The sequence below is a fragment of the Hymenobacter sp. PAMC 26628 genome (assembly GCF_001562275.1).
Lineage (GTDB): Bacteria > Bacteroidota > Bacteroidia > Cytophagales > Hymenobacteraceae > Hymenobacter.
The window spans coordinates 3,734,924-3,756,795 of the sequence record NZ_CP014304.1 but is presented as its reverse complement, the minus strand read 5'-3'; the positions used below and the strand labels follow the sequence as shown (position 1 = coordinate 3,756,795).

18 protein-coding genes are annotated in these 21,872 nt (G+C 62.9%); 7 read left to right on the top strand and 11 right to left on the bottom strand.

Annotated elements, in window-relative coordinates:
• The first annotated feature begins 2 nt into the window (after positions 1-2).
• Positions 3-1,280 carry a gliding motility protein GldB-related protein gene (locus tag AXW84_RS16330; protein ID WP_068235547.1) on the top strand — a complete coding sequence of 426 codons (1,278 nt, stop codon included), beginning with the start codon at positions 3-5 and terminating at the stop codon, positions 1,278-1,280.
• A gap of 18 nt (positions 1,281-1,298) precedes the next feature.
• Here the strand turns inward: AXW84_RS16330 and AXW84_RS16325 are convergent, their stop codons facing one another.
• The 4 genes from AXW84_RS16325 to AXW84_RS16310 form a co-directional block, all read right to left on the bottom strand.
• Positions 1,299-2,753, bottom strand: a complete 1,455-nt coding sequence (locus tag AXW84_RS16325) for a carotenoid oxygenase family protein (protein ID WP_068235544.1) — start codon at positions 2,751-2,753, stop codon at positions 1,299-1,301.
• Between the two features lie 135 nt (positions 2,754-2,888).
• Positions 2,889-3,872 carry a methylmalonyl Co-A mutase-associated GTPase MeaB gene (gene meaB / locus AXW84_RS16320; RefSeq protein WP_068235540.1) on the bottom strand — a complete coding sequence of 328 codons (984 nt, stop codon included), beginning with the start codon at positions 3,870-3,872 and terminating at the stop codon, positions 2,889-2,891.
• A 238-nt stretch (positions 3,873-4,110) separates the two neighbouring features.
• Positions 4,111-4,869: a DUF4197 domain-containing protein gene (locus AXW84_RS16315; RefSeq protein ID WP_068235537.1), complete on the bottom strand. Its 759-nt coding sequence runs from the start codon at positions 4,867-4,869 to the stop codon at positions 4,111-4,113.
• Between the two features lie 69 nt (positions 4,870-4,938).
• Positions 4,939-6,066, bottom strand: coding sequence for a hypothetical protein (locus tag AXW84_RS16310; RefSeq protein WP_068235534.1), 1,128 nt, complete (start codon positions 6,064-6,066; stop codon positions 4,939-4,941).
• 306 nt (positions 6,067-6,372) lie between these two features.
• Between AXW84_RS16310 and AXW84_RS16305 the strand changes: the two genes are divergently transcribed.
• Positions 6,373-7,038 (top strand): DUF2461 domain-containing protein, encoded by a 666-nt coding sequence (locus AXW84_RS16305; protein WP_068235531.1) that lies wholly within the window; start codon positions 6,373-6,375, stop codon positions 7,036-7,038.
• A gap of 121 nt (positions 7,039-7,159) precedes the next feature.
• Here AXW84_RS16305 and AXW84_RS16300 read toward each other — a convergent pair whose 3' ends face one another.
• The 3 genes from AXW84_RS16300 to AXW84_RS16290 all read right to left on the bottom strand — a co-directional run bounded on the left by AXW84_RS16300 (position 7,160) and on the right by AXW84_RS16290 (position 10,437).
• Positions 7,160-7,669, bottom strand: coding sequence for a DUF6702 family protein (locus AXW84_RS16300; protein ID WP_068235528.1), 510 nt, complete (start codon positions 7,667-7,669; stop codon positions 7,160-7,162).
• Positions 7,670-7,816: 147 nt separating this feature from the next.
• On the bottom strand, positions 7,817-9,160 hold the full coding sequence (gene rseP, locus AXW84_RS16295) for an RIP metalloprotease RseP (protein WP_068235524.1): 1,344 nt from the start codon (positions 9,158-9,160) through the stop codon (positions 7,817-7,819).
• A 104-nt stretch (positions 9,161-9,264) separates the two neighbouring features.
• Positions 9,265-10,437: a 1-deoxy-D-xylulose-5-phosphate reductoisomerase gene (locus AXW84_RS16290; RefSeq protein WP_068235521.1), complete on the bottom strand. Its 1,173-nt coding sequence runs from the start codon at positions 10,435-10,437 to the stop codon at positions 9,265-9,267.
• A 190-nt stretch (positions 10,438-10,627) separates the two neighbouring features.
• Here AXW84_RS16290 and AXW84_RS16285 point away from each other — a divergent pair, with 190 nt between their 5' ends.
• Both AXW84_RS16285 and AXW84_RS16280 read left to right on the top strand, forming a co-directional pair.
• The gene (locus AXW84_RS16285) at positions 10,628-11,773 is read left to right on the top strand and encodes an SDR family oxidoreductase (RefSeq protein WP_071891444.1); all 1,146 of its coding nucleotides are present in this window, start codon (positions 10,628-10,630) and stop codon (positions 11,771-11,773) included.
• Between the two features lie 137 nt (positions 11,774-11,910).
• Positions 11,911-12,417: an ankyrin repeat domain-containing protein gene (locus AXW84_RS16280; protein WP_068235517.1), complete on the top strand. Its 507-nt coding sequence runs from the start codon at positions 11,911-11,913 to the stop codon at positions 12,415-12,417.
• A gap of 82 nt (positions 12,418-12,499) precedes the next feature.
• Here the strand turns inward: AXW84_RS16280 and AXW84_RS16275 are convergent, their stop codons facing one another.
• Complete coding sequence (locus AXW84_RS16275) at positions 12,500-13,288, bottom strand: SDR family NAD(P)-dependent oxidoreductase (RefSeq protein WP_068235515.1); 789 nt, start codon at positions 13,286-13,288, stop codon at positions 12,500-12,502.
• Positions 13,289-13,626: 338 nt separating this feature from the next.
• On the opposite strand from AXW84_RS16275, the gene AXW84_RS25115 reads away from it, so the two are divergent.
• Positions 13,627-13,821 carry a hypothetical protein gene (locus AXW84_RS25115; protein ID WP_157887076.1) on the top strand — a complete coding sequence of 65 codons (195 nt, stop codon included), beginning with the start codon at positions 13,627-13,629 and terminating at the stop codon, positions 13,819-13,821.
• Positions 13,822-13,883: 62 nt separating this feature from the next.
• A complete protein-coding gene (locus AXW84_RS16270) occupies positions 13,884-15,080 on the top strand; it encodes a DUF418 domain-containing protein (protein ID WP_068235511.1) in 1,197 nt (398 codons plus the stop codon).
• 239 nt (positions 15,081-15,319) lie between these two features.
• Here the strand turns inward: AXW84_RS16270 and AXW84_RS16265 are convergent, their stop codons facing one another.
• Positions 15,320-16,591: a Fic family protein gene (locus AXW84_RS16265; RefSeq protein WP_068235508.1), complete on the bottom strand. Its 1,272-nt coding sequence runs from the start codon at positions 16,589-16,591 to the stop codon at positions 15,320-15,322.
• Between the two features lie 50 nt (positions 16,592-16,641).
• Positions 16,642-18,810 (bottom strand): methylmalonyl-CoA mutase, encoded by a 2,169-nt coding sequence (scpA, locus tag AXW84_RS16260; protein ID WP_068235505.1) that lies wholly within the window; start codon positions 18,808-18,810, stop codon positions 16,642-16,644.
• 151 nt (positions 18,811-18,961) lie between these two features.
• Here scpA and AXW84_RS16255 point away from each other — a divergent pair, with 151 nt between their 5' ends.
• Positions 18,962-19,966: an IS701 family transposase gene (locus tag AXW84_RS16255; protein WP_068231096.1), complete on the top strand. Its 1,005-nt coding sequence runs from the start codon at positions 18,962-18,964 to the stop codon at positions 19,964-19,966.
• 26 nt (positions 19,967-19,992) lie between these two features.
• Here the strand turns inward: AXW84_RS16255 and AXW84_RS16250 are convergent, their stop codons facing one another.
• The gene (locus AXW84_RS16250; RefSeq protein ID WP_068235502.1) at positions 19,993-21,777 is read right to left on the bottom strand and encodes a methylmalonyl-CoA mutase family protein; all 1,785 of its coding nucleotides are present in this window, start codon (positions 21,775-21,777) and stop codon (positions 19,993-19,995) included.
• Positions 21,778-21,872 lie beyond the last annotated feature (95 nt).

The window sequence follows — 21,872 nt, the reverse complement described above, 5'->3', positions numbered from 1 at the left end:
TAATGAGTAAAAAGGTACTGCCCGCGCTACTGCTGGCGCTGCTGGCCCAGGCCACCGCCGCCCAAACTACCGCCGTGCCGCTCGACTCGCTGCGGGCGCGCGCCAGCCACACCCTACACGCCAAGCGCTACGCCGAGGCGGCTGCGCTCTTTCAGCAGCAGGCCGCCGCCGAGCCCTATCAATCGACCAAGGCCAGTGCCTACTACAACCTGGCCTGCGCCCGCGCCCTGGCCGGCCAGCCCGGACCCGCGCTGCAAGCCCTGGCCCAGGCCGAGCGGCTGGGATTTCACAGGGCCAGCCTGGCCCGCGAGGATACGGACCTCACCAGCCTGCGCGCCCTGCCCGACTTTGCCAAAACCGTAGGTCGAATGGAGCAGGCGGAAGCCCGGCTAACCGACCCCCAGAATGCCCAGCTGGTCACCAGCGACATCGATCTGTTCTGGCGTGCCTACGACCTAGCGGCCAAGGATACGGCTCACGCCGAGCAGATTTACCAGCGTGAATATTTTGACAAGGGTAGCGTTGGCTTGCAGGACTACGTGCAAATTAAAATTCAGTCCGCCAAGCTGTTCGTGGCGAACCAGCGGGCCAAGCCCAACTTCTACCGCGCCATCCGGCCCAATACGCTGCGCATCGCCACTATGACCCCGCAGATTCGGGCAGGCTTCGCCAAACTCAAGCAGCTCTACCCCGAAGCTCGGTTCCCGAACGTTTACTTCGTAATCGGGCGCTGGACTTCGGGCGGAACGGCTTCCGACAACGGCATGCTCATCGGGGCCGACCAGCAGTGCCGCACCCCCGACGTTCCGCTCACCGAGCTGAGCCTGTGGGGGCGCAACAACTTTGCCCCCCTCGACGGGTTGCCTAGCTTGGTGGCCCACGAGCAGATTCACTACATCCAAAAGGCCAGCAATGACCCCAGCCTGCTGCACGGGGCCATCCTGGAGGGCATGGCCGATTTCCTAGCCGAGCTGACTACCGCTCAAAACCCCGGTGCCCGCCTGCAAGTCTACGGCCTGGCCCACGAAAAACAGATTTGGGCCGACTTTACCAAGGAAATGGGGGGCAACAATTGGAAAAACTGGATTGCCAACGCCGACCAAGAAACCGCCGACAAACCCGCCGACCTGGGCTACTTCGTGGGCTACAAAATTTGCCAGAGTTACTACGAGGAATTGGCCGACAAGAAGCAGGCCGTGCACGACATCCTGAATATTAGCGACTACCCGGCCTTTCTGACCAAAAGTCGCTACGCCGAGAAACTGGCGGCCCGGTCGTAGCGCGGCGCGGCCGGGCCCCTACTTCAGCCACAGCCCGTGGAAGCCCAGCGGAATGTGGTGCGGCAGCCGCAGGCGCGCTAGCAGGCGCATATCGGCCGCATCGGCCACGATTAAATCGGTGGCGTCGTCGGGGGCGGAGTAGCGCAAGTAGACAAGGTAGCCGTCGTCTTCGGCAATGCTGCCGGGGCGGGGCACCACCACGGGCTCGCTGCACAGGGTATCGGGGGCGTAGGTGTGGCGCACTTCCCCGGTCTGCACGTCGAGCTTGAGCAGGTGGTCGAGCAGGGGCAGGGGGTGGGCCGGCGGGCGGCCGATGGTCCAGGCGTAGCGGTAGGGGCGGCCCACGCGGTCGGGGTGGATTTCGGGCAGCTCGCCCTCGCAGTCGGCCAGCGACTGCCGGGCCACGGTGCCGGCGGCCAGGTCGAGGCGGAAGCGCACGAAGCGCGCCTGGGGCTGGTCGTCGGGCAGGTGGCCGCTCAAATACGCCTTGATGCTGGCCGAGTCGGGGTAGTTGCCGAGCAGCAGCGCGTCGGCCACCAGCGTGCCGTCGGCGTCCTGGAAGCCGTTTACGAAGTGAAACGCGAAGCCAAATTCGGTGTGCAGCCGGTGGATGGTGCCGTCCGGGGCCACCACAATTATCTGCGTCGGCTGGGCGGGGTTCACCTTAATGGAGGCCGCCGGCGAGGTCAGCCCCGCGAAGGCCCGCAGCACGTCGAAAGCCACCGGGGTCAGAAAAAAAATCTGGTGCCCGCTCTCGGTCAGCACGAAGTCGTGAGCGAAAGTGGCTTCGGGCATGGGCAGCGCGTGGGCCAGCCGGGCCTCGCCGGTGGGGCTCACCTCGTAGAGCACCAGCCGGTGCTGGGTGCCGGCCACGGTGCCGAAGTTGTGCAGCACCCCGGTGGTGGGGTGCACCTTGGGGTGGGCCGAAAACGGCAGCTCGGGCGTGATGCGCCGGTCGAGCCACGAGAACGGGTTGCGTAGCACCCCGCCGTAGTCGAAGCGGCCGCGGGTGGCCAGCGTGGCGGGGTCGAGGGCGTGGGGCAATCCCCCTTCCCAGAGGGCCAGCAGCTGGCCGCCGTGCTGCACCAGGCTGGTGTTGGCGGTGTTCTTGAACTTGGTTTTGAGGAAGTTGGTGCGCAGCCCGCCGGGCAGGTTGGTGCCAAAGCTGCGGTAGAGCATCCGCCCGGCCTGCTCCTCGGCTACAAACTCGTCGGTGCGCACGTAGCGGTTGCGGTAGCGCACCGTTTGCCCGTCGAACACGAACCGCGCCACCATCCCGTCACCGTCAAACAGGTGGTCGTACAGCACGCCGTGCTGCTCGAAGTGGCCGTTGCCGTTGCGCAGCAGCGTACCCACTAGGTCGGGCGGCAGGGCCCCTTCTAGCAGCTCCAGGGCCACATCGTCGTACTCGGGCGTGGTGCGGCGGTTGGCCTCCACGTAGTTGTGCAGGGTCGGGTAGTGGCGAACGGGCATGGGATTGAGAATTAACAATGAGCAGTGGACGGTTCTGGGGCCCCAGGCCGTCCTGCAGCGCGCAGCGCTGCAGGACGGCCTGCCCGGCCTTATATGCTAACCCCGAAAGCCTTGCATCGGTTGTCCCGCGGCGTGCTACTCCGCCTCCAGCAGCCGTTCCGCCGCCGCCCAGGGTGTGAGCCGCCCGGCCGCCACGGCGGCGCGCACGCCCGGTAGGGCCCCCCGCACCCCGGCCCGGCCGTAAAACTGCGCCGCTAGCGCCTGCTGCACGGCGTCCTCGAACCACTGGAGCTGCTGCTCGGCCCGGCGCTGCGCGAAGTAGCCGCTGGCCTGGGCCGCGGCGGCGTAGGTTTCGATGGTGGCCCAGGTTTCGGGCAGGCCGGTGCCGGTAACGGCGGAGGTGAGCAGCACCGGCACCACCTGGCCCGAGGGCGCGGGCGGAAACAGGTGCAGCGCGCTCTGGTAATCGACGCGGGCGCGGCGGGCGGCTTGCTCGTTGGCTTGGTCGGCTTTGGTGATGCAGAGCGCGTCGGCCATTTCCATGATGCCGCGCTTGAGGCCCTGGAGCTCGTCGCCGGCCCCGGCCAGCAGCAGCAGCAGGAAGAAATCGACCAGGCCGTGCACCGCGGTTTCGGACTGCCCCACGCCCACGGTTTCGACGAAAATGACGTCGTGGCCCGCCGCCTCGCACAGCAGCAGCGCCTCGCGGGTGGCCCGCGTGACGCCCCCCAGGCTGGTGCCGGCCGGTGAGGGGCGCACGAACACCGCCGGGTGCGCCGCCAGCCACGGCATCCGGGTTTTATCGCCCAGAATGCTGCCGCCGCCGCGCTGGCTGCTGGGGTCAATGGCCAGCACGGCCAGCTTTTTCCCCAAGTTTTCCACCACGTGGCGGCCCAGAGCCTCAATAAAGGTGCTTTTGCCTACGCCCGGCACGCCCGTGATGCCGATGCGCAGGCTGCGCCCGGTTTGCGGCAGCACAGCTTGCAGCACCTCCTGGCCCAGGGCCTGGTCGACGAGCAACGTGCTTTCCACCAGTGTAATGGCCCGGCTCAGCACGCCGCGCTGCCCGGCCGATAAGCCCTCAACAAAAGCAGCAGCGGAAAGGCGGGGCGCGGGCAAAGTAGGAGCGGGGGCAGTGGTGGGGCCCCGCAAACTTACCGGCTAATGCGGTTTAACTCGTCGTTGCAACTGGATATTTCCCAATAAAACAGGCCGTCATGCTCATCTGGCGTCCACGCAGTGAAGCATCTCTCCCGCGGCAGTAACCCTTGATTACTTGCGTGGTACAGATGCCTCACTGCGTGGACGCCAGATGAGCATGACGGCCTACTGGGGCCTCAAAACCTAAATGCAGTTTTTAGCCGCCGAACACCTTTTTCAGCAAGGCGGTGGTGCGGGCCACGGGATTTTCGCGGATGTCGGCTTCCTGCTGGGCAATGAGCGTGAAGAGCCCGTCGATGGCCTTGCCGGTGGCGTACTGGTTAAGGTCGGTTTGCACGGGCGTCACCAGCGGCAGCTGGTTGTAGCGCGTGGTGAGGGTGGTGTAGTACTGAGTGGCCGACACTTTATCAAGGCTCTGCTGCACGATGGGCTTGAAGGCCGTGGTGAGCTGCGTGGTGGTGGCGCGCTTAAGGTACTGCGTAGCGGCGTCCTTCGAGCCGGTGAGGATGCCCCACACGTCGCTGAAGGACAGGCTTTTAATGGCGCTTAGGAAAATGGGCTTGGCGCTTTTGGCCGCGTCCTCGGCCCCGCGGTTCAGCGACAGCTCGAACTTATCGACCTGGCTGCCCAGCCCAATAGTGCGCAGCGTATTGGCCACGCGCTGCGCATCGGGCGGGAACGGGATGCGAATCAGGCTGTTGAGGTTGAAGCCGTCGGTTTTGGAAGCCTGGTCGGCGCCCTTGCTGATGCCCTGGATGAGGGCCTCCTTGAGGCCGCTGGCCGCCTCGGTGCTGCTTACGCCCGCGGGCACGGTGGTGGTGCCCGTGGCCGGGGCGGTTTTGCCCAGCGTGGGCAGCTTGAGGCCGCCGATTTTGGGCAGCGAGAACTGAGCTTGGGCCCCCAGCGAGGCCCCCGACAGGGCCAGCAGCAACGCGAAGAAGGAAGGTTTGTTCATGAAGAAAGCGAGAGCGAAAGGCGCGAACGATAAGTACACCTAAGAAAAAAGCGTGCCGTTGCTGCGGAGCTAGGGCACCACCACGAAGTTGGGTAGCCCCAATTTACTGCGGCGCCCGCCCAGCTTGAGGCCATCATCGACGTACTGGCAAGCTTTACCGGCAGCATTGGGCGTTTGCACGACACCGAGGCTGGGGTTGTCTTCGCGGGCCACGTAGATTTTGCCGTCGGGGCCCCGTTGCAGGGCCCCAATCTTGCGGTTGGCCGAGCGGCCCACCAGCGTGGCGGCGCCTTTCTTGGCCAGGTCGAACTGCCAAACCTGGGTTTCGCCGCCGCCCGTGCCGTTGCAGCTGCCGTAGAGCTTGCTGCCGTCGGGCGAAAACTCGACGCCGTAGGCTTCGGCGTAGGGCCCGTAGCTGCGGGCGTTGCTGACTTTGCCGGTGGCGCGGTCGAAGTCGTACACCTCAAACTTGTTGTTTTCGCGCCACAGCGCCGCCGCCACGTGGCGGCCGTCGGGCGAGAACTTCAGGGCCCCGATGGCGTTGCGGCCGGGCCCCGCGTTCACGCTGCCCACGCTGCTGAGCACGGGTTTGTTGCCCTGCACGCCGTCGGCCGTGACGAGGTAAGCCACGAAGGCGCTGGAGTTCCAGCGGTGGGCCAGCACCCAGGTGTCGCGGCCGTTGGCGTGGCGCACGGCGGCCAATTTTTCGGCCACGGGCTGCACCAGCAGCAGGTTGGTGCGGGGCAGGTCGCCGAGGCCGTCGGCGCGGGTCATGTCCAGCAGCGAATAGCGCAGGCCGTCGCGCCCGCCCTGCGGGGCTACCGTGAAGACGTAGAACAAGTTGCCCGAGCCCGGGTCGGGTACAATAAGGGCCGATTGGGTGCTGCTGCCGGGGCCCGTGGCGCTGGTGCCGCCCAGCAGGTGCTGGCCGTTGGGCATCACCTTGTGCTCGCGGTTCCAGACGCTGATGCCGTTGGTGTAAAACAGCAGCTCGCCCTTGCCGGTGGTGGCCACGGCGCAGCCCTCGTAGGTAGCCATCTTGCCGTCGAGCAAGGGCTTGGGGGCCCCGTCGGCGAAGCTCAGGCCAGCCTGCTGGCCGAAGTACCACAGGTCGGTGGGTTGCTGAGCGTGGGCGGCGCCGGCCAGCAGCAAAAGCGGCAGCACAAGCAGGCGCAAGGAAAAGGTGGGAATCTTCATGGGCACAAAAAAAGCGGCAGGAACGGGAACGCACGAAAAACCGGGCCAACCGCGGGGGCCCTGCGTAGGGTCGCGTGGTGAAAATGTAGAGCGTCATGCTGAGCTTGCCGAAGCATCTCTGCCGCGTAAGTAATTAGGTTTACTGCTGCGGCAGAGATGCTTTGGCAAGCTCAGCATGACGTTCAGGTGGTTGCCAGCGGTTTAGGTCCGGCCTTACCCCTGGTTGGTATAACGCCGGGTGGCCGCTGCTATTTTGCGGGGTCCCGGCTAATCGGCCGCGAGGCCCCGTTTTTCGTTGGTAGGCCCATGCAGCTTTCCCCACTTTTTGATTTCCTCGCCGGCCTGGCCGCGCACAACGACCGCGCCTGGTTCCAGGAGCGCAAGGCCGACTACACCCGACTCCGGGCTGATTTTGAAGTAGATGCGGCCTTCTGGCGGCAGGAACTGAACCGCCTCGACCCGGCGCTGGCGGGGCCCCTGGGCCGCACCAGCGTGTTTCGCATCTACCGCGACGTGCGCTTCTCGAAAAACAAAGACCCCTACAAAACGCACTTTTCGGCCTACTTCACCGCCAGCGCTGGCAAAGACATCGATGCGCCCGGCTACTACGTGCAGGTGGGCCCTGGCGGCACGCTGGTGGCCGCCGGCCTCTACCAACCCGACAAGGTGCAGCTGGCCGCTATCCGCCAGGAAATCGACTACAACGCTGACGGCCTGCGCGTCGTGCTGGGGGCCCCCGGGTTCCGCCAGTATTTCCCCGGCCTGGGCGGCGACCGGCTCAAAAAAGCCCCCGCTGGCTACGACCCTAACCACCCCGAAATCGAATTCCTAAAGCACAAAAGCTTCACCGTTAGCCACGAAATTCCCGACGCTGAAGCATTGGCCCAGCAGGATTTCCGCGGTTACGTGCTGGCGCGGCTACAAGAGCTGGTTCCGTTTTGCAGCTTTTTGCGCGAGGCGCTGGACCAGTAGCGCCGAACTGCGGAGGTGTAGAATGTAGCGCGGACTTTGTAGTCCGCGTCGCTGCCCGGTCGCTAAGCGGTAATCGACAGGACGAAGCGAGTGCCGCGGACTACAAAACCCAAGTTGCGAGCTACCAGCTCAGCGTTTCCTGCTCGTGGCCTTGGCGCAGCAGGGCGCTGACTTTCTTGCCGTTGGCTTCCAGGTTTACGATGTTCATCTGGTCGGCGAAGGCGTCGAGCAACAGGGAATTGCGCACTTGTACGCCGGTTACTTTGCCAGCCACAGCTACTTTGCTGTAGAGCCAGTACGAATCTTTTTCGGGCTGCATGCCGATGAACTGCAGCGGCAGTGGGGCCCCGGCGGGCGTCTTCAGCACCAGCGTGCGGCGCAGGTACTCGGCCACTACGAGGGCCCCGGCGGGGCCCGCCGTTTGCAAATCGACGTGGGCCGGGCGTCCTTCCGAAAGGCCGCGCTCAAAGTCGTCGGTGAAGACCTTGGTGGCCAGCTCCAGCTGCTGCTTGGCCGCGTTGTAGCGCAGCTCCGTGATGCTGGCGTGGTAGGCGTGCAACGCCGGCCGGGTGGGCGCGGGGGCCCCCAGCAACGTTAAAACCAAATCGAGCAACGGCAAGAAGGAGAGCATGGGAGGAAGGGTTTAACTAAAGAACGTCATGCTGAACGAAGTGAAGTATCTCTTCCACGCAAGTAATTATTTGCTCGGCGGGAGAGATGCTTCACTTCGTTCAGCATGACGGCCTAACGGAGATGAAAAGTGGCGATAAAGCCGTTTTTAGTGCAACGCTTTGAGCAATGGCTTGAGAATTATGACGTAGGCCATCAGCATCAAAATCAGGACCGTGCCGATTTGCTGGGCCACCCCGAGGAACTTGTCAGACGGCTTGCGGCGGGCAATCATTTCGTAGAGCAGGAATACTACGTGGCCGCCGTCGAGGGCCGGGATGGGCAGCAAGTTCATGAAAGCCAGCACCATGCTCAGGCCGCCGGTGAGGCCCCAGAAGCGCTGCCAGTCCCACTGCCCGCCGTACTGTTGGGCAATTTCCACGGGGCCCCCGAGGCTCTCCGAGGCCTTGGCTTCGCCGCGGAAAATCTTGGCGATGGCGCGGCCTTGCAGGCCGATGACGCCAAAGGCCTTGCTAGTGCCCGCCGGAATGGCCTGAGCCAGACTGTACTGGCGCTGCTCGAAGTGCATGGTGGGTTTGGGCTCGAAGCCGAGCTTGCCCGCGGCCGTCACGGCCGCTGTCAGGGTCAGGGGCTGGCCGTCGCGCTCCACGGCGAGGGCCGTTTTCTTGCCGGCGTTGGCCACCAAGGCGGCTTGCAGCTCGTCGAAAAACTGGATGGGCTTGCCCGCAATGGCCACGATGTGGTCGCCGGGCTTGAGGCCCGCTTCGGCGGCCGGGTTGCCAGCCACCACGCGGCCCACCGTGAAGGGCTCGCGGGGCCGCACAAACAGGCTGTCCTGCTGCTGGGCGAAATGGTCCATGAAATTGGCGGGTACGTTCACGTCCACCAACTGGCTGCCGCGCTCCACGGTGAAGTAGGAGTGCGAGCCCAGCAGCACATCGGGCTTGTACACCTCGTCGAACTCGGCGAAGGGGCGGCCGTTGATTTTCACGATCTTATCGCCGGTGCGGAAGCCCATGCTGCGGCCCAGGCCGTTGGGCAGGATGCCGTAGCGGGCCTCGGAGGCGGGCAGGTAATTTTCGCCGTAGTGCAGGGTGATGGCCGAGAAAATGACGATGCCGGTAAGCACGTTCATGATGATGCCGCCGAGCATCACCAGCAGGCGCTGCCAGGCCGGTTTCGAGCGGAACTCGTCGGGCTGCGGAGGCCCCGCCAGGGCGTCGGCGTCCTGGGTTTCGTCGATCATGCCGTGGATTTGGACGTAGCCGCCCAGCGGGAACCAGCCGATGCCGTACTCCGTCTCGCCGATTTTTTTCTTGACCAGGGCGAAGTTCATCACCGCCGGCAGCGGGAACAGGAAGTCGAAGAAGATGTAGAACTTATCGACCCGAATCTTGAACAGCTTGGCGAAGGCGAAGTGGCCGAATTCGTGCAAGCCCACCAACAGCGACAGGCCCAGCAGCAGCTGGCCGGCCATAACGAGAATTTCCAAGAAGCAGGAATTAAAAATTAAAAATTATGAATTAAAAATTATCGAAACAAAGACCAAAAACGAGGGTGGCCGAAAGAGCTACACTGATTTTTAATTTTTAATTCTCAATTTTTAATTAAGCCCGTAGCCGCCCGCCGTGTTTCCGCGTCGGTCTGAATTAAATCGTCCAGCGAAGGACGGGCAAGGTACGACACCCGCGCCAGGCACCCGGCCACGAGGTCGGACATCTGGCGAAAGCCGACCTCCTCCCGCAAAAATGCGGCCACGGCTATCTCGTTGGCTGCGTTGAGGATACAGGCGGCATTGCCGCCCCGGCGCATGGCCCCGAAGGCCAGCTCCAGGTTCGGGAACGCCGCCCGGTCGGGGGCCTCAAACGTGAGCGTGGGGTGGTCGAGAAACGAGAACCGCGGGAACGCGTTGGCCAGCCGCTGCGGGTAGCCCAGGGCGTACTGGATGGGCAGCTTCATGTCGGGCAGCCCCAGCTGGGCCTTCAGCGAGCCGTCGGCGAACTGCACCAGCGAGTGCACGATGCTCTGGGGATGTACTACCACGTCAATCTGCTCGTTATCAAGCCCGAACAGCCACTTGGCCTCAATCACTTCCAGGCCCTTGTTCATGAGCGAGGCCGAGTCGATGGTGATTTTCGCGCCCATGTCCCAGTTGGGGTGCTTGAGGGCCTGGGCCTTGGTTACGGCCTCCATTTCGCGGGCCGAACGGCCGCGAAAGGGGCCCCCGGAAGCGGTGAGGATAATCTTCTCGATGGGGTTCAGCTCTTCGCCCACCAAGCACTGGAAGATGGCCGAATGCTCGGAATCAACGGGCAGCAGGCGCACGCCGTGCTGCTGCACCAGGCTGGTAATCAGCTCGCCGGCCACCACCAAGGTTTCCTTGTTGGCCAAGGCAATGTCCTTGCCGGCCCGGATGGCGGCCACCGTGGGCAGCAGCCCGGCGTAGCCCACCAGGGCCGTGAGCACAATGTTGATTTCGGGGCGGGTAACCACCTCGGCCAGGGCAGCCGGCCCGGCCAGCACCTCGGTTTCGGGCTGCTGGGCCAGGGCGGCTTGCACGGGGCCCCGGAGGCTTTCGTCGCCGATAACCACCGCCGCGGGGCGGAATTCCAGCGCCTGCTGCACCAGCAGCTCCCACTGCCGCTGGGCGCTTAGTACGGCCACCCGGAAGCGGCCCGGTTGCTGGCGCACCACTTCCAGCGCCTGCGTGCCAATGGAGCCGGTGCTGCCCAGCAAGGCCAGGGTTTTTACGGAAGAATCAGGGGTCATTTAGCGGAGTGGGAAAGACAGTGGCAAAGGTAGGGTAGGGGCGGCCTGCCGGCTTTTTGCCGGCTGCCCGGGCCCCCGGCGCCTCGGGGCCCCGGTAAGCTCGGCATATCCAACCAGGGCGCGGCCGCGTAAGCAAAGGAGTTGCCAGCGTGACAAAGAATCTGTTTTCCTTTCATTTCCTCGCCTACCCATGTCCCACCAACCCAAACCGCTCGACCAGCAAATCATCGTCATCACCGGCGCCACCAGCGGCATCGGCCTGGCCACGGCCCGCGCCGCCGCCCGGGCCGGGGCCCGCCTCGTGCTGGCCGCCCGCTCCGCAAAAGACCTGCGCGCCGTGGCCGAGCAGCTCGAAAAAGCCGGCGGCCACGTGGCCACCGTCGCCGCCGACGTAGCCAAGCCCGCCGACGTGGCCCGCATCGCCGAGGCCGCCCGCAGCCACTTTGGCGGCTTCGATACATGGGTGAACAACGCCGGCGTGGGCATTTTTGGCCGCATCGAAGACGGCAACGCCGAAGACCACCGCCGCTTGTTCGAAACCAACTTCTGGGGCATCGTCAACGGCTCGCTGGAGGCCCTCAAGCACCTCAAGGCGCACGGCGGGGCCCTCATCAACCTGGGCAGCGTGGTGTCGGACGTGGCCATCCCCATGCAAGGCATGTACTCGGCCAGCAAGCACGCCGTGAAGGGCTTCACCGACGCGCTGCGCATCGAGCTGGAGCACGAGCAGGCCCCGGTTACGGTCACGCTCATCAAGCCGGCCAGCATCGACACGCCCTTTAACAAGAACGTGCGCAACTACACCGACCACGAATTGCAGCTGCCCCCGCCCGTGTACGCGCCCGAGGAAGTGGCCAACGCCATTCTGCACGCCGCGGTGCACCCCATGCGCGACATTTACGTGGGCGGCGGCGGCAAGGTGATGAGCACCTTCAACAAGCACGCCCCGGGCGTGATGGACTGGATTAGCGCCAAGGCCATTGTGGGCCAGGAGAAAAGCGACAAGCCCGCTGGCAACCCCGCCGGGGGCCTGCAGCAGCCCGGCCTGGGCGGCCACGCGCACAGCGACTACCCCGGCCACGTGATGAAAAGCTACTACACCCGCACCACGCTGAACCCGTTGCTGGCCGGGGCCCTGGCCGCCGCGGGCCTCGCCGTGGCCAGTGCCCTGATTACGGGCAACTTCTCGTGGGGCAAGCTGAAGGACGCGGGCTTTAAGCCGAAAGACTCTGGGGCCGCCGAGCCTGTGCCCACCGCGCCGGTCAGCAGCGCCAATGGCGCCGTAACACCGAAGGACCCCAAAGAATCGGCCATCCCGCAGGGCCCCCAGGCCTAAGCAGCGCCGCCGTTTGGCTACAAACGAGAAAGCCTTGCCGCCCAGAAAGGCTTACTTATGGCCCCCGGCCCACCCAGCGCAAAGCTGCCTTGCTCCGTATCAAGCGGCAAATTTTTCTGGCTTTAACTCGCTTTTTAATGGAATCCTCCTCCGCCCAACCCCAAGATTTGCTGTTCGACGCCGCTCGCAAAGGCAAAGTGGACCAAATTGAACAGTTGCTGCAAAACCCCGCCGTTGACATCAACGCCCAGGACGGCAAAGGTTTTTCGGCCCTCATCCTGGCTACCTACGACAACAACATCGATGCGGCCCGCGCGCTACTCGACCACCACGCCAACCCCAACGTGCAGGACGCCAGCGGCAACTCGGCCCTGATGGGCGTCAGCTTTAAGGGCTACGCCGAAATAGCCCGCCTGCTCATTGCCCGCGGCGCCGACCTGAACCTGACCAATGGCAACGGCGGCACGGCCCTCATGTTTGCCACCATGTTTGGCCGCAACGAGCTGGTCAAGCTCCTGCTCGAAGCCGGGGCCGACGCCAACTTGCAGGACGCGCGCGGCCTCACCGCCCTGCACCTCGCCGGCCAGCAAGGCAATGCGGAAGCTTGGGCCCTGCTCGGCGGCGAGCCCGAAACGGCCGAATAAGCCCCTCTAGGGCCCCGCTAAAAAAGGTCCGCCGCCCCAACCAACGGTTGGGGCGGCGGACCTTTTTTAGCGGGCACAAACTTTAAATGCTGCGCACCACGCCGCCGTCGGCGCGCACCGCAGCCCCGTTGGTGGCCGCCGCCAGCGGGCTGACGAGGTAGGCCGCCGTGTCGGCAATTTCCTCGACGGTGATGAAGCGCTGGAGCAGCGACGAGGGCCGCGCGTCGCGGAAGAACGCATGCTCGGCTTCTGCGCGGGTTTTGCCTTCGCCGGCCAGCTTTTTCAGAAATTCCTCCACGCCCTCGGAGGCAGTGGGGCCCGGCAGCAGCGAATTGACCGTGACGGCCGTGCCCTTGGTGAGCTCGGCCAGGCCGCGGGCCACGGCCAGCTGGGCCGTTTTGGTGGTGCCGCAATGAATCATTTCGGCCGGAATTTGCAGCCCCGACTCGCTCGAAATGAACAAGATGCGGCCCCAGCCCTGGTCCAGCATCTGCGGAAAGTACTGGCGCGCCAGCCGCACCCCGCTCAGCACGTTCACTTCAAAGAAGCGCAGCCAATCGGCGTCCGGGATGTCAGCAAAGGGCTTGGGCTCAAAAATGCCCACGTTGTTGACCAAAATATCCACCGCGGGCACCGCCTTCAGCAGCGCGTCAATCTGCGCCACGTCGCCAAAATCGACGGCCACGCCGCGCACCGCCGCCGCCGGCGTGCGCTGCAAAATGGCGGCTTTGGCTTCGGCCAAGCGCGCCTCGGTGCGCCCGGTGAGTACAAGGTGGGCCCCCTCGGCCGCCAGCCGCTGGGCAATGGCCAAGCCGATGCCCGCCGTAGAGCCCGTCACGAGGGCCGTTTTGTTGGTGAGTTGAAGATCCATGAGATTAAAAAAAGAGTAAGGGTAACCAACTGGCATTAAAACTGCCATGCTGTTGCTTTGTCGCCGGCGGCGTCCCCGCTTCTTTAATGGAGGCCCTAACTTAAAGTTGCGCTGATTAAAAAGGAAGTTAATAATTGGAAAGATTGTAATTATAATAGTATTAGATCAATTGAATAATTTATAATTAAATTAAAATTAGTTAAGTGGTTAAATATCGATTTTATTTGTCCAAATCATTGGAAAACGAGGATTTGTATTCTACTTGTTGCAAGTATTTATCTTATAATATTGTATTTTATTAATGATAAAATTTAAATAAAATCGTAAAATATTATTCTATGAACACGGTATTAAATAATTTTGCTTTTCGGGTGGTGGCTTTTGTTTGCCTTTCTTTTGGTTGTGGCTTTGCCGTAGCCAAGGCGGTTCACAAACCCGCCCCGCCCGCGGGTACTTCTGCTGCTCACTCCAGCTACTACTTCTATTCTGCTCAGCTGCCGACTGCCGGGCCTGGCGCCCGTACCGCGGCCTGACGTTTTTTGGTGGGGCCCCAACGGCCGCCCCGCCGTGGCCGAAGCGCTGCTGGCCGTTAGTTTTGCCAGCGCCTGCCACCGGCGGGCCCCAACCCGACCCCGGCGTGCAGGCAACCTCAATATTTTCTTCTGCCCCGCCCGCCGCCTCGCCGCGGCTCGAAGTAGTAGATGTGCTGCGGGGTTTTTCTCTGCTGGGCATCTGGCTGGTGCACTTCCTGATAACCTTTGTGGGCCAGCGCGGCGACGGCACGGGCCCCGCGGGCCCGCCAAGCGCCGGCGAAACGGCCGTTCGGCTGGGAGTTGATGCGTTCGTGATTGGGAAGTTTTTCAGCATCTTTTCGCTGCTTTTCGGGTTGGGCTTTGCCTTGCAGCTGCGCAGCGCCGGCGCCAAAGGCCAGCCCTATACCGCGCGCTTCGTGTGGCGGCTGGTGCTGCTGGGGGCCCTGGGGTGGCTGCACCGGATGCTATTCGAATTCGAAATTTTGCACGTTTACGCCGTGGTGGGCCTGCTGCTGGTGCTGGTGTACCGGTGGTGCAATAAGTGGCTGCTGTGCGCAAGCGCCCTGCTCTTCGTTGGGGGGGCGTGCTTTGCTTACTCGCTGGCTCCGGCCACGGCGCTGTTCACGCAGGCTTTTGGGGAGGCGGCGGGCAGCTTTCTGGTGGACGAATTTTCCGGGTTTCGGGTACTCTCCATCGCTGCCCTGTTCGTGCTCGGCTTGTACCTGGGCCGCCGCGACGCATTTGCCGATACGGCTGCCAACCGGGTGTTTTTTAACCGAATTTTAGTCGCGGCAGCGGTTGCTTTTTTTGGCTTGCGGCTTTCCTACAACCAGTTAGCGTCGGCCTTCGGTGCTGGTCTGGCGACTCGTTTCTACGACACCTTTTTTATTCTGAAAAGCCTCGCCGTTTCGGCCCTGTACGTGGCCGGTATGGTGCAATTATACCGGCAGCCCCCGTTCCGGCGTGCCCTGGCCTGGCTGGGGCCCCTGGGCAAAATGGGCTTGACGACCTACGTGCTGCAATCCTTGGGCTTGCTGCTCTTTGCCTGGTATTGCAGGCACTACGTAGGTCCCGCCACCATCCCCCTAAAATGGGCGCTGGGAGCTGCCATGCTCCTATTCGCCGCGCAAGCCGCCGTGGCGCACAGCTGGATGCGCCGCTTCCGCTACGGGCCGCTGGAGTGGCTGTGGCGCAGCGCTACTTACTTGCAGTGGCAGCCGCTGCGGCGGGGGTTAAAAGGAGAGGCGAAACTATTGTAGCATTCGCTATCCTCGTCTCTCGCAAAATATTCCCACAATTTATAGCTGTGAAGAGTATTTGCAGGATTAAGGATTTGCACGAAGAAAATTCACTTGGCAAAGTGGTCCAGGAACTCAGGCTGGAGGCTTGTCGGCCTCGGCGACTTTGGCGGCAATAAAATCGTAGACTTTGTTGGCGAGTTGATGATTAAGAGCGTGAAATTGCATACTGTCATATCCACTCTTGTACACAGATTTTGTTACAAAATAGATGTTGGTTCCTCTAAATTTATTTTAGACTCAAACAAACGAAAATATACTTCAAATTCATACTTAGCAAATTTGAAATCAATTAGTAACCGTAAATCGAAAGGATTATTAGAAATTCTGAATGTAGTCCAGTTAAACACTAGAATGTAGTGATCAAGAGGAGTGTCTAGCTTGCTGAAATGCGTTTGCGCATCTTTTTGGGCTTCTATTAGTGTACTTGCTTTGGTGCCACTAAAAGTTTTCTCCCCCACCTTATGATATGTAATAGAAATGCTTTTTCCAAGAAATAATTCATCGTATCGCTCCACTTCAAGGGCTACGTTATTGAACCAGGGTTCTAATAATGCATGATAAAAGTCCTCTTGTATTTCTGGCGACCATACCACGTTAATCTTGTCCTCGCGGCTCAATACCTGCTTCTTCAGCAGCGCTAGTTTCTTGTCCAAATCATCCGGCTCATCAATAGATTCCCCCTTCGCGGCCCGAATCATCAGCCGCAGCGAAGCCTCTACGTTTTCGATGATGAAGCGCAGAAATGGCTCTGGCTCGCCTGCGTCGGCCTCGGCTAGGGTGGCCAAATAGCGGTTGCGGTCAGCAGCTTTGATAACAGTTATCGAGTAGCCATGACGCAATAAAATCAAGTTCATTAATAGACGCGACATGCGGCCGTTGCCATCGTCGAAGGGATGGATGCGCACGAAACGGTAGTGAAATTCAGCAGCCAGAGCCACCGGATGCAATTCGGAATTCTCAGTTTCTTGGCGGTACCAATCCACTAAATCCGTCATGCGGCCCGGCGTTTCTTCAGGACTAGCGAAGTAGAACATTTCGCCGGTTGAGGTTAGCACGTTGTTTGGCTGCCGCTTGTATTGGCCCGGCTGAATCATCTTGCGAGTAGGCTGGCCGTCGGGCGTCTGTGCCTGCACTTCGTAAGGCTCGCCCAACAATACTTGGTGCATTCCGCGGATAAACTGTTCCGTTAATGGTCGCTCGTCGCGCACAAAATCTTCAAGCCACAGCACCGCTTCGTTGTGGCCCTTAATATCTAAATGGTCACGCATGGGCTTGCCAGCGGCCGTGAGACCGTGCAACAACAACGAACGGGTTTCGCCCAGCGTGAGGGAATTTCCTTCAATGGCGTTGGAATTGTAATTCCAATCAAGCCGAAATTTTTGTAGTACCCGTTGCTCCTGTTCTGCGGAAAGCGGACGTAGCGCATCAAGCTCCGTCTTAAGGCTACGTAATGTTGCAAACAGCGCCATATAATTATTGTAAATTGAAGCGACTGAACACGAAAAAAACGGTCTGGTATTTACCCCTCCAACTTTTCCAAAATCTCCTGCGCAGCTTTGGCAATCACCGTCCCGGGGCCGTACACGCCGGCCACGCCGGCGTTGAAGAGGAACTGGTAGTCCTGGGCGGGGATGACGCCGCCGGCGATGACCAGGATGTCGGGCCGGCCTTGGTCCTTTAGCTCCTGGATGAGCAGGGGCAGCAGGGTTTTGTGGCCGGCGGCGAGGCTGCTCACGCCCACCACGTGCACGTCGTTGTCCACGGCCTGGCGGGCCACTTCGCCAGGGGTTTGGAAGAGGGGGGCCAGGTCCACGTCGAAGCCCACGTCGGCGAAGCTCGTGGCGATGATTTTCGCGCCCCGGTCGTGGCCGTCCTGGCCCATTTTGGCCACCAGCATGCGCGGGCGGCGGCCCTCGGTGGCGGCGAAGGCATCGGCGGCGGCCCGGGCCCGGGCAAATTCCTCGTTGTGGCTCATTTCCTGCGAGTACACGCCCGCCACGGTGCGGGTGGTGGCTTGGTGGCGGCCGTACATGGCCTCCAGTGCGTCCGAGATTTCGCCCAGCGTGGCGCGGGCCCGGGCGGCGGTTACGGCCAGGGCCAGCAGGTTGTGCGGCATGGCTTCGGGGCCCTGGGCCTCGGCGGCTACGTCGGCCAGGCGCAGGCCGGCGGCTTCGGTGAGGGCGGCCAGGGCCACTTTCACGGCCACGTCGTCGCGGGTGGCCTTCACGTGGGTGAGGCGGGCAAGCTGGCTTTCGCGCACGGCATCGTTGTCGATGTCCAGCACTTCGACTTCGGTTTTTTCGTCGGTCTGGTACTTGTTCACGCCCACAATTACCTCTTTGCCGGCGTCGATGCGGGCCTGCTTGCGGGCGGCGGCTTCCTCGATGCGCAGCTTGGGCAGGCCGGTTTCGATGGCCTTGGCCATTCCGCCGAGCTGCTCTACTTCCTGGATGAGGGCCCAGGCGCGGTCGGCCAGCTCGTGGGTCAGGGTTTCGACGTAGTACGAGCCGCCCCAGGGGTCCACCACTTTCGTCACGTCGGTTTCGTGCTGCAAGTAGAGCTGCGTGTTGCGGGCAATGCGGGCCGAGAAGTCGGTGGGCAGGGCAATGGCCTCGTCCAGCGCGTTGGTGTGCAGGCTTTGGGTGCCGCCGAGCACGGCCGCCAGGGCCTCAATGGCGGTGCGGGCCACGTTGTTGTAGGGGTCCTGCTCGGTGAGGGAGTAGCCTGAGGTTTGGCAGTGGGTGCGTAGGGCCAGGCTCTTGGGATTTTGGGGGTTGAACTGCTGCATGAGCTTGGCCCACAGCAGGCGGCCAGCCCGCAGCTTAGCAATTTCCATGAAGTGGTTCATGCCGATGGCCCAGAAAAAGGACAGGCGCGGCGCAAAATCATCAATGGGCAGGCCCACGGCCAGGCCGGCGCGCACGTATTCCAGGCCATCGGCCAAGGTGTAGGCCAGCTCCAAATCGGCGGTGGCGCCGGCTTCCTGCATGTGGTAGCCGCTGATGCTGATGGAGTTGAACTTGGGCATGCGCGCCGCCGTGTAGCTAAAAATGTCGGCGATGATGCGCATGCTGGGGCCCGGCGGGTAGATGTAGGTGTTGCGCACCATGAACTCCTTCAGAATGTCGTTCTGGATGGTACCCGTCAGCTTTTCTGGCGGCACGCCCTGCTCCTCGGCCGCCACGATGAAGAAGGCCAGCACCGGCAGCACGGCCCCGTTCATGGTCATGCTCACCGACATCTGCTCCAGCGGAATCTGGTCGAACAGGATTTTCATGTCCTCCACCGAGTCGATGGCCACGCCGGCCTTGCCCACGTCGCCCTGCACCCGCGGGTGGTCCGAGTCGTAGCCGCGGTGGGTAGCCAGGTCGAAGGCCACGCTCAGCCCTTTTTGCCCGCCGGCCAGGTTGCGGCGGTAGAAAGCGTTGCTGGCCTCGGCCGTCGAAAAGCCCGCGTACTGCCGCACGGTCCACGGGTTTTGGGTGTACATGCTGGCGTAGGGCCCCCGCAGGTAGGGCGCCTGCCCAGCCCCGAAGCCCAGGTGGTCGAGGTGGGCCACGTCGGCGGCGGTGTAGCAAGGCTTCAGCGCAATGCCTTCGGGCGTGGACTGGGCCGGCGCCTCGGGGCCCCCGGGGGTGGGCTGGGGCGGGGCGGCATCGTAGGCAATGGCGGCGAAGTCGGGTTTCATGGGAGGAGAATTAAAAATTAAAAATTATGAATTAAAAATCAGCAAATCAGCTGGTTTAGCATTGGTTCTTACTGAAGAGCTAAGGCAAAAACTCACAACTTTTAATTCTTCATAGGACTTACGCAAAAGGCGTAACTTGAAAAGAAAACCCATGAAAGTGACGGCACAACTTTACGGGCAGTTTTTGGTGAGCAGCCAAGTGAATTACACCGGCACGTACCTGGCCGAGCACTTGGAGGGCCTGACGCACGACAACGTGCGCTACTTTCTCAAGACCAGTCACTTCACGCCGCGCCAGCTCTGGCAGCAGGTGCGCCCGCAGGTGGTGTTGAGCGCGCGGGGCTACGTCCTGTTTGACGACACGGTACTCGACAAGCACCATAGTCGGCGCATCGAGTTGGTGCGCCGCCAGTACAGCGGCAATGCCCACGGCATCATTGCCGGCATCGGCTTGGTCACCTGCGTGTACGTCAACCCCGAAACCGACCAGTTCTGGCTCATTGACTATCGCCTCTTCGCCCCCGCCACCGAGGGCAAGACCAAGCTGGACCACGTGGCCGAGAGGCTGACGCAACTGGTGCCACGTGGCATTTCGTACCGCACGGTGCTCATGGACAGCTGGTACGCGACCACGGCCTTGTTCAAGTGGCTGCTGGCCGCCGGCAAAACGTTTTACTGCCCGCTGAAAAGCAACCGCCTCGTCGACGATTCCGGCGGCCAGCAGCCCTATCAGCCCGTGAGCTGCCTGTCTTGGTCGGCCGCAGAGGTGGAAGTCGGAAAAATCTTGAAAGTGAAGGGCATGCCCAAGGACTGCAAACTGAAACTTTTCCGCGTACTGGTGTCCCCCCACCGGACGGACTACCTCCTCCCCAACGAGGTCGAGCCCTTGAACACGGCCGCTGCCGAACACGAAAGCAGCGTCCGCTGGACGATTGAGCAGTTTCACCGCGAACTCAAGCAACTCACCGGCGTGCAAGCCTGCCAGTGCCGGCTGGCCCGCAGCCAGCGCAACCATAGTGCCCTGGCTATGCGGGCCTGGACCCGCCTCAAACAAGCTGCCTACCAGACCCAAAAGACCGTTTATCAACTTAAACAAGGGTTTTTGGATGCGTATATGCGCCATGAATTAATGCAGCCAACGCTGGCTTTTGCGTAAGTCCTATCTTCATTTTTAATTGAGGCCTACCGCCCTTGCAGGCGGGCCAGCACTTCCTCGGTGGTGTAGCCCTGCACCGTCATTTCTTGGAAGCCGAACACGCGTATGGCCTCCTGCAACGTGGCGAGGTCGGAGGAGAGTAGCACCGGCGGCACAAATACTTGGCGCTCGACTGGGATGCGGTAGAGGAAGCGGGCGAAGCGCTGGAACTGCTCGGGCGTGGCGTACATCAGCGTGGCCTCTTCGGGCGACGAAAACAGGAACGAGAGCGTGCCTTCGGGGTGGCTGGCGGCCAGCTCGGGGCGCTCTAGGGCCGGCAGCAAGCGGTAGAACGACTCCTCGATGTGGCGGTTTATGCCCGCGCCCAGCAGCACCAGTGCGGCCTGCTTGCTCTTGCGCTCGCGCCGCTCGAAGTGCAGGGCCGTGGCCAGGCGCAGCACTTCCGAAGGATAGGCGGCGCGCGTGGTGTCGAAGGCCGCTGAGCGCAGCAACTTCTTGGGGTTGAAGGGGAAGCGCTCGGCGCGGTTTTCGAAGCGGTTGGTGCCCACCACTACTTGTTTGCCGGCGGCAATGCGCTGGAACGTGGCCGTGGCCGCGGCGTGCACGGCCTCCAGCACCAGCGAGCGGGCCTCCGGCAGCCCGCCCGCGGCCTCGGTTTGCTGGAACAGGGCCCAGGCGGCGCGGGCTAACTCGTCGGTCAGGGTTTCGACGAAGTACGAGCCAGCGGCGGGGTCCTGCACGGCGCCAAAGTGGGCTTCCTCGCGCAGCACCAGCGAGAGGTTGCGCGCCAGGCGGCCTGAAAACTCGTTGGGCGCAGTATATAAGCTGTCGAACGTGCCGACCGACAAAGAGTCGGCACCTCCGAGCACGGCGCTCATGGCTTCGGTGGTGGCGCGCAGCAGGTTGGTGTGCGGGTCGAGGGTGGTTTGCGTCCAGGTGGCGGTGGCGGCGTGCACGCGCAGGCCAGCGGCCGCCGCGGGCGGCAGGCCGTAGGCGTGCAGCAGCGTGGGCCAAAGGCGGCGCAGGGCCCGTAGCTTGGCCAGCTCGGGGAAGTAGCTGGGGCCCACGGCCACGTGCCAGTGCAGGGCCCCGGCCACGGCGGCCAGGGGCGTGGCCGCGTCGGGCAGGGTGGCCAGCAGAGCGGCGGCGGTGTTCAGGCCGTAGGCCAACTGCTGCCCGCCGGTGGCCCCGGCGTTGCCGAAGTACGCCGCGTTCACGGCCAGCGCCCGGAAATCGGGCCAGGTCTGGGCCAGGGCTACGCAGCGGCGCAGGGCCCCGGCGTACTGCGGCGGCGTGCCGCCCTCGGGGCCCAGCAGCGGCACAAACCGCAGGAAGCCGCGCAGCGCCACGCCGGGTGCGGCGGCCACCAGGTGGGCCAGCAACACGTCGGGGCCCTCGGCCACGGTGTAGCCCACGAACGTGGCCGCCAGCGGCAGCCGCTGGGCCAAGTAGTCAGCATCAAACCCCGAAGCCGTGGTTAGCTCAAAGTGCACGCCATCAGCTCCGTGGGCCAGGGCTATTACAGCGCGCTCAATCTCGAAGCGGCCGTCGGAACTTGCCGGCACGGGCAGAGCGGGTACGTTCAGCCAGGGGCGGGCGGGGAAGGGCAAGGGCGCGGGTGCCCCCCCCAACGCGTCGAGGGCCTCGCGGTGGTAAAACGGCTCCAGCACGAGGCCGTCGGGCAAGGGCCAGCGCAGCACAGCCGGGTCTTGGCCCTTGAGGTCGCGGGCCAGGCGGGCCTGCCAGTCGGCGGTGGTCAGGGCCGCAAATTCGGTGAAAGCAACCGGTGGCGCCGGCAGGGGTTCGGACATAGGAAGGGGGTGGGAAACCGCAGCCGGGCCGGGCCGCAGGGCGCCTGCAAGATACCGCCCCGGCCGGGAAAGGCCGGGCCGCCTGGCCCCGGCAA

Excerpts from the sequence above, each read along its gene's own strand:
- AXW84_RS16290 (WP_068235521.1), bottom strand. The coding sequence starts at position 10,437 with ATGACCCCTGATTCTTCCGTAAAAACCCTGGCCTTGCTGGGCAGCACC.
- AXW84_RS16285 (WP_071891444.1), top strand. The coding sequence starts at position 10,628 with ATGTCCCACCAACCCAAACCGCTCGACCAGCAAATCATCGTCATCACC.
- AXW84_RS25115 (WP_157887076.1), top strand. The coding sequence starts at position 13,627 with ATGAACACGGTATTAAATAATTTTGCTTTTCGGGTGGTGGCTTTTGTT.
- AXW84_RS16330 (WP_068235547.1), top strand. The coding sequence starts at position 3 with ATGAGTAAAAAGGTACTGCCCGCGCTACTGCTGGCGCTGCTGGCCCAG.
- AXW84_RS16255 (WP_068231096.1), top strand. The coding sequence starts at position 18,962 with ATGAAAGTGACGGCACAACTTTACGGGCAGTTTTTGGTGAGCAGCCAA.
- scpA (WP_068235505.1), bottom strand. The coding sequence starts at position 18,810 with ATGAAACCCGACTTCGCCGCCATTGCCTACGATGCCGCCCCGCCCCAG.
- AXW84_RS16310 (WP_068235534.1), bottom strand. The coding sequence starts at position 6,066 with ATGAAGATTCCCACCTTTTCCTTGCGCCTGCTTGTGCTGCCGCTTTTG.
- AXW84_RS16265 (WP_068235508.1), bottom strand. The coding sequence starts at position 16,591 with ATGGCGCTGTTTGCAACATTACGTAGCCTTAAGACGGAGCTTGATGCG.
- AXW84_RS16315 (WP_068235537.1), bottom strand. The coding sequence starts at position 4,869 with ATGAACAAACCTTCCTTCTTCGCGTTGCTGCTGGCCCTGTCGGGGGCC.
- AXW84_RS16280 (WP_068235517.1), top strand. The coding sequence starts at position 11,911 with ATGGAATCCTCCTCCGCCCAACCCCAAGATTTGCTGTTCGACGCCGCT.
- AXW84_RS16305 (WP_068235531.1), top strand. The coding sequence starts at position 6,373 with ATGCAGCTTTCCCCACTTTTTGATTTCCTCGCCGGCCTGGCCGCGCAC.
- AXW84_RS16325 (WP_068235544.1), bottom strand. The coding sequence starts at position 2,753 with ATGCCCGTTCGCCACTACCCGACCCTGCACAACTACGTGGAGGCCAAC.
- AXW84_RS16250 (WP_068235502.1), bottom strand. The coding sequence starts at position 21,777 with ATGTCCGAACCCCTGCCGGCGCCACCGGTTGCTTTCACCGAATTTGCG.
- AXW84_RS16300 (WP_068235528.1), bottom strand. The coding sequence starts at position 7,669 with ATGCTCTCCTTCTTGCCGTTGCTCGATTTGGTTTTAACGTTGCTGGGG.
- AXW84_RS16275 (WP_068235515.1), bottom strand. The coding sequence starts at position 13,288 with ATGGATCTTCAACTCACCAACAAAACGGCCCTCGTGACGGGCTCTACG.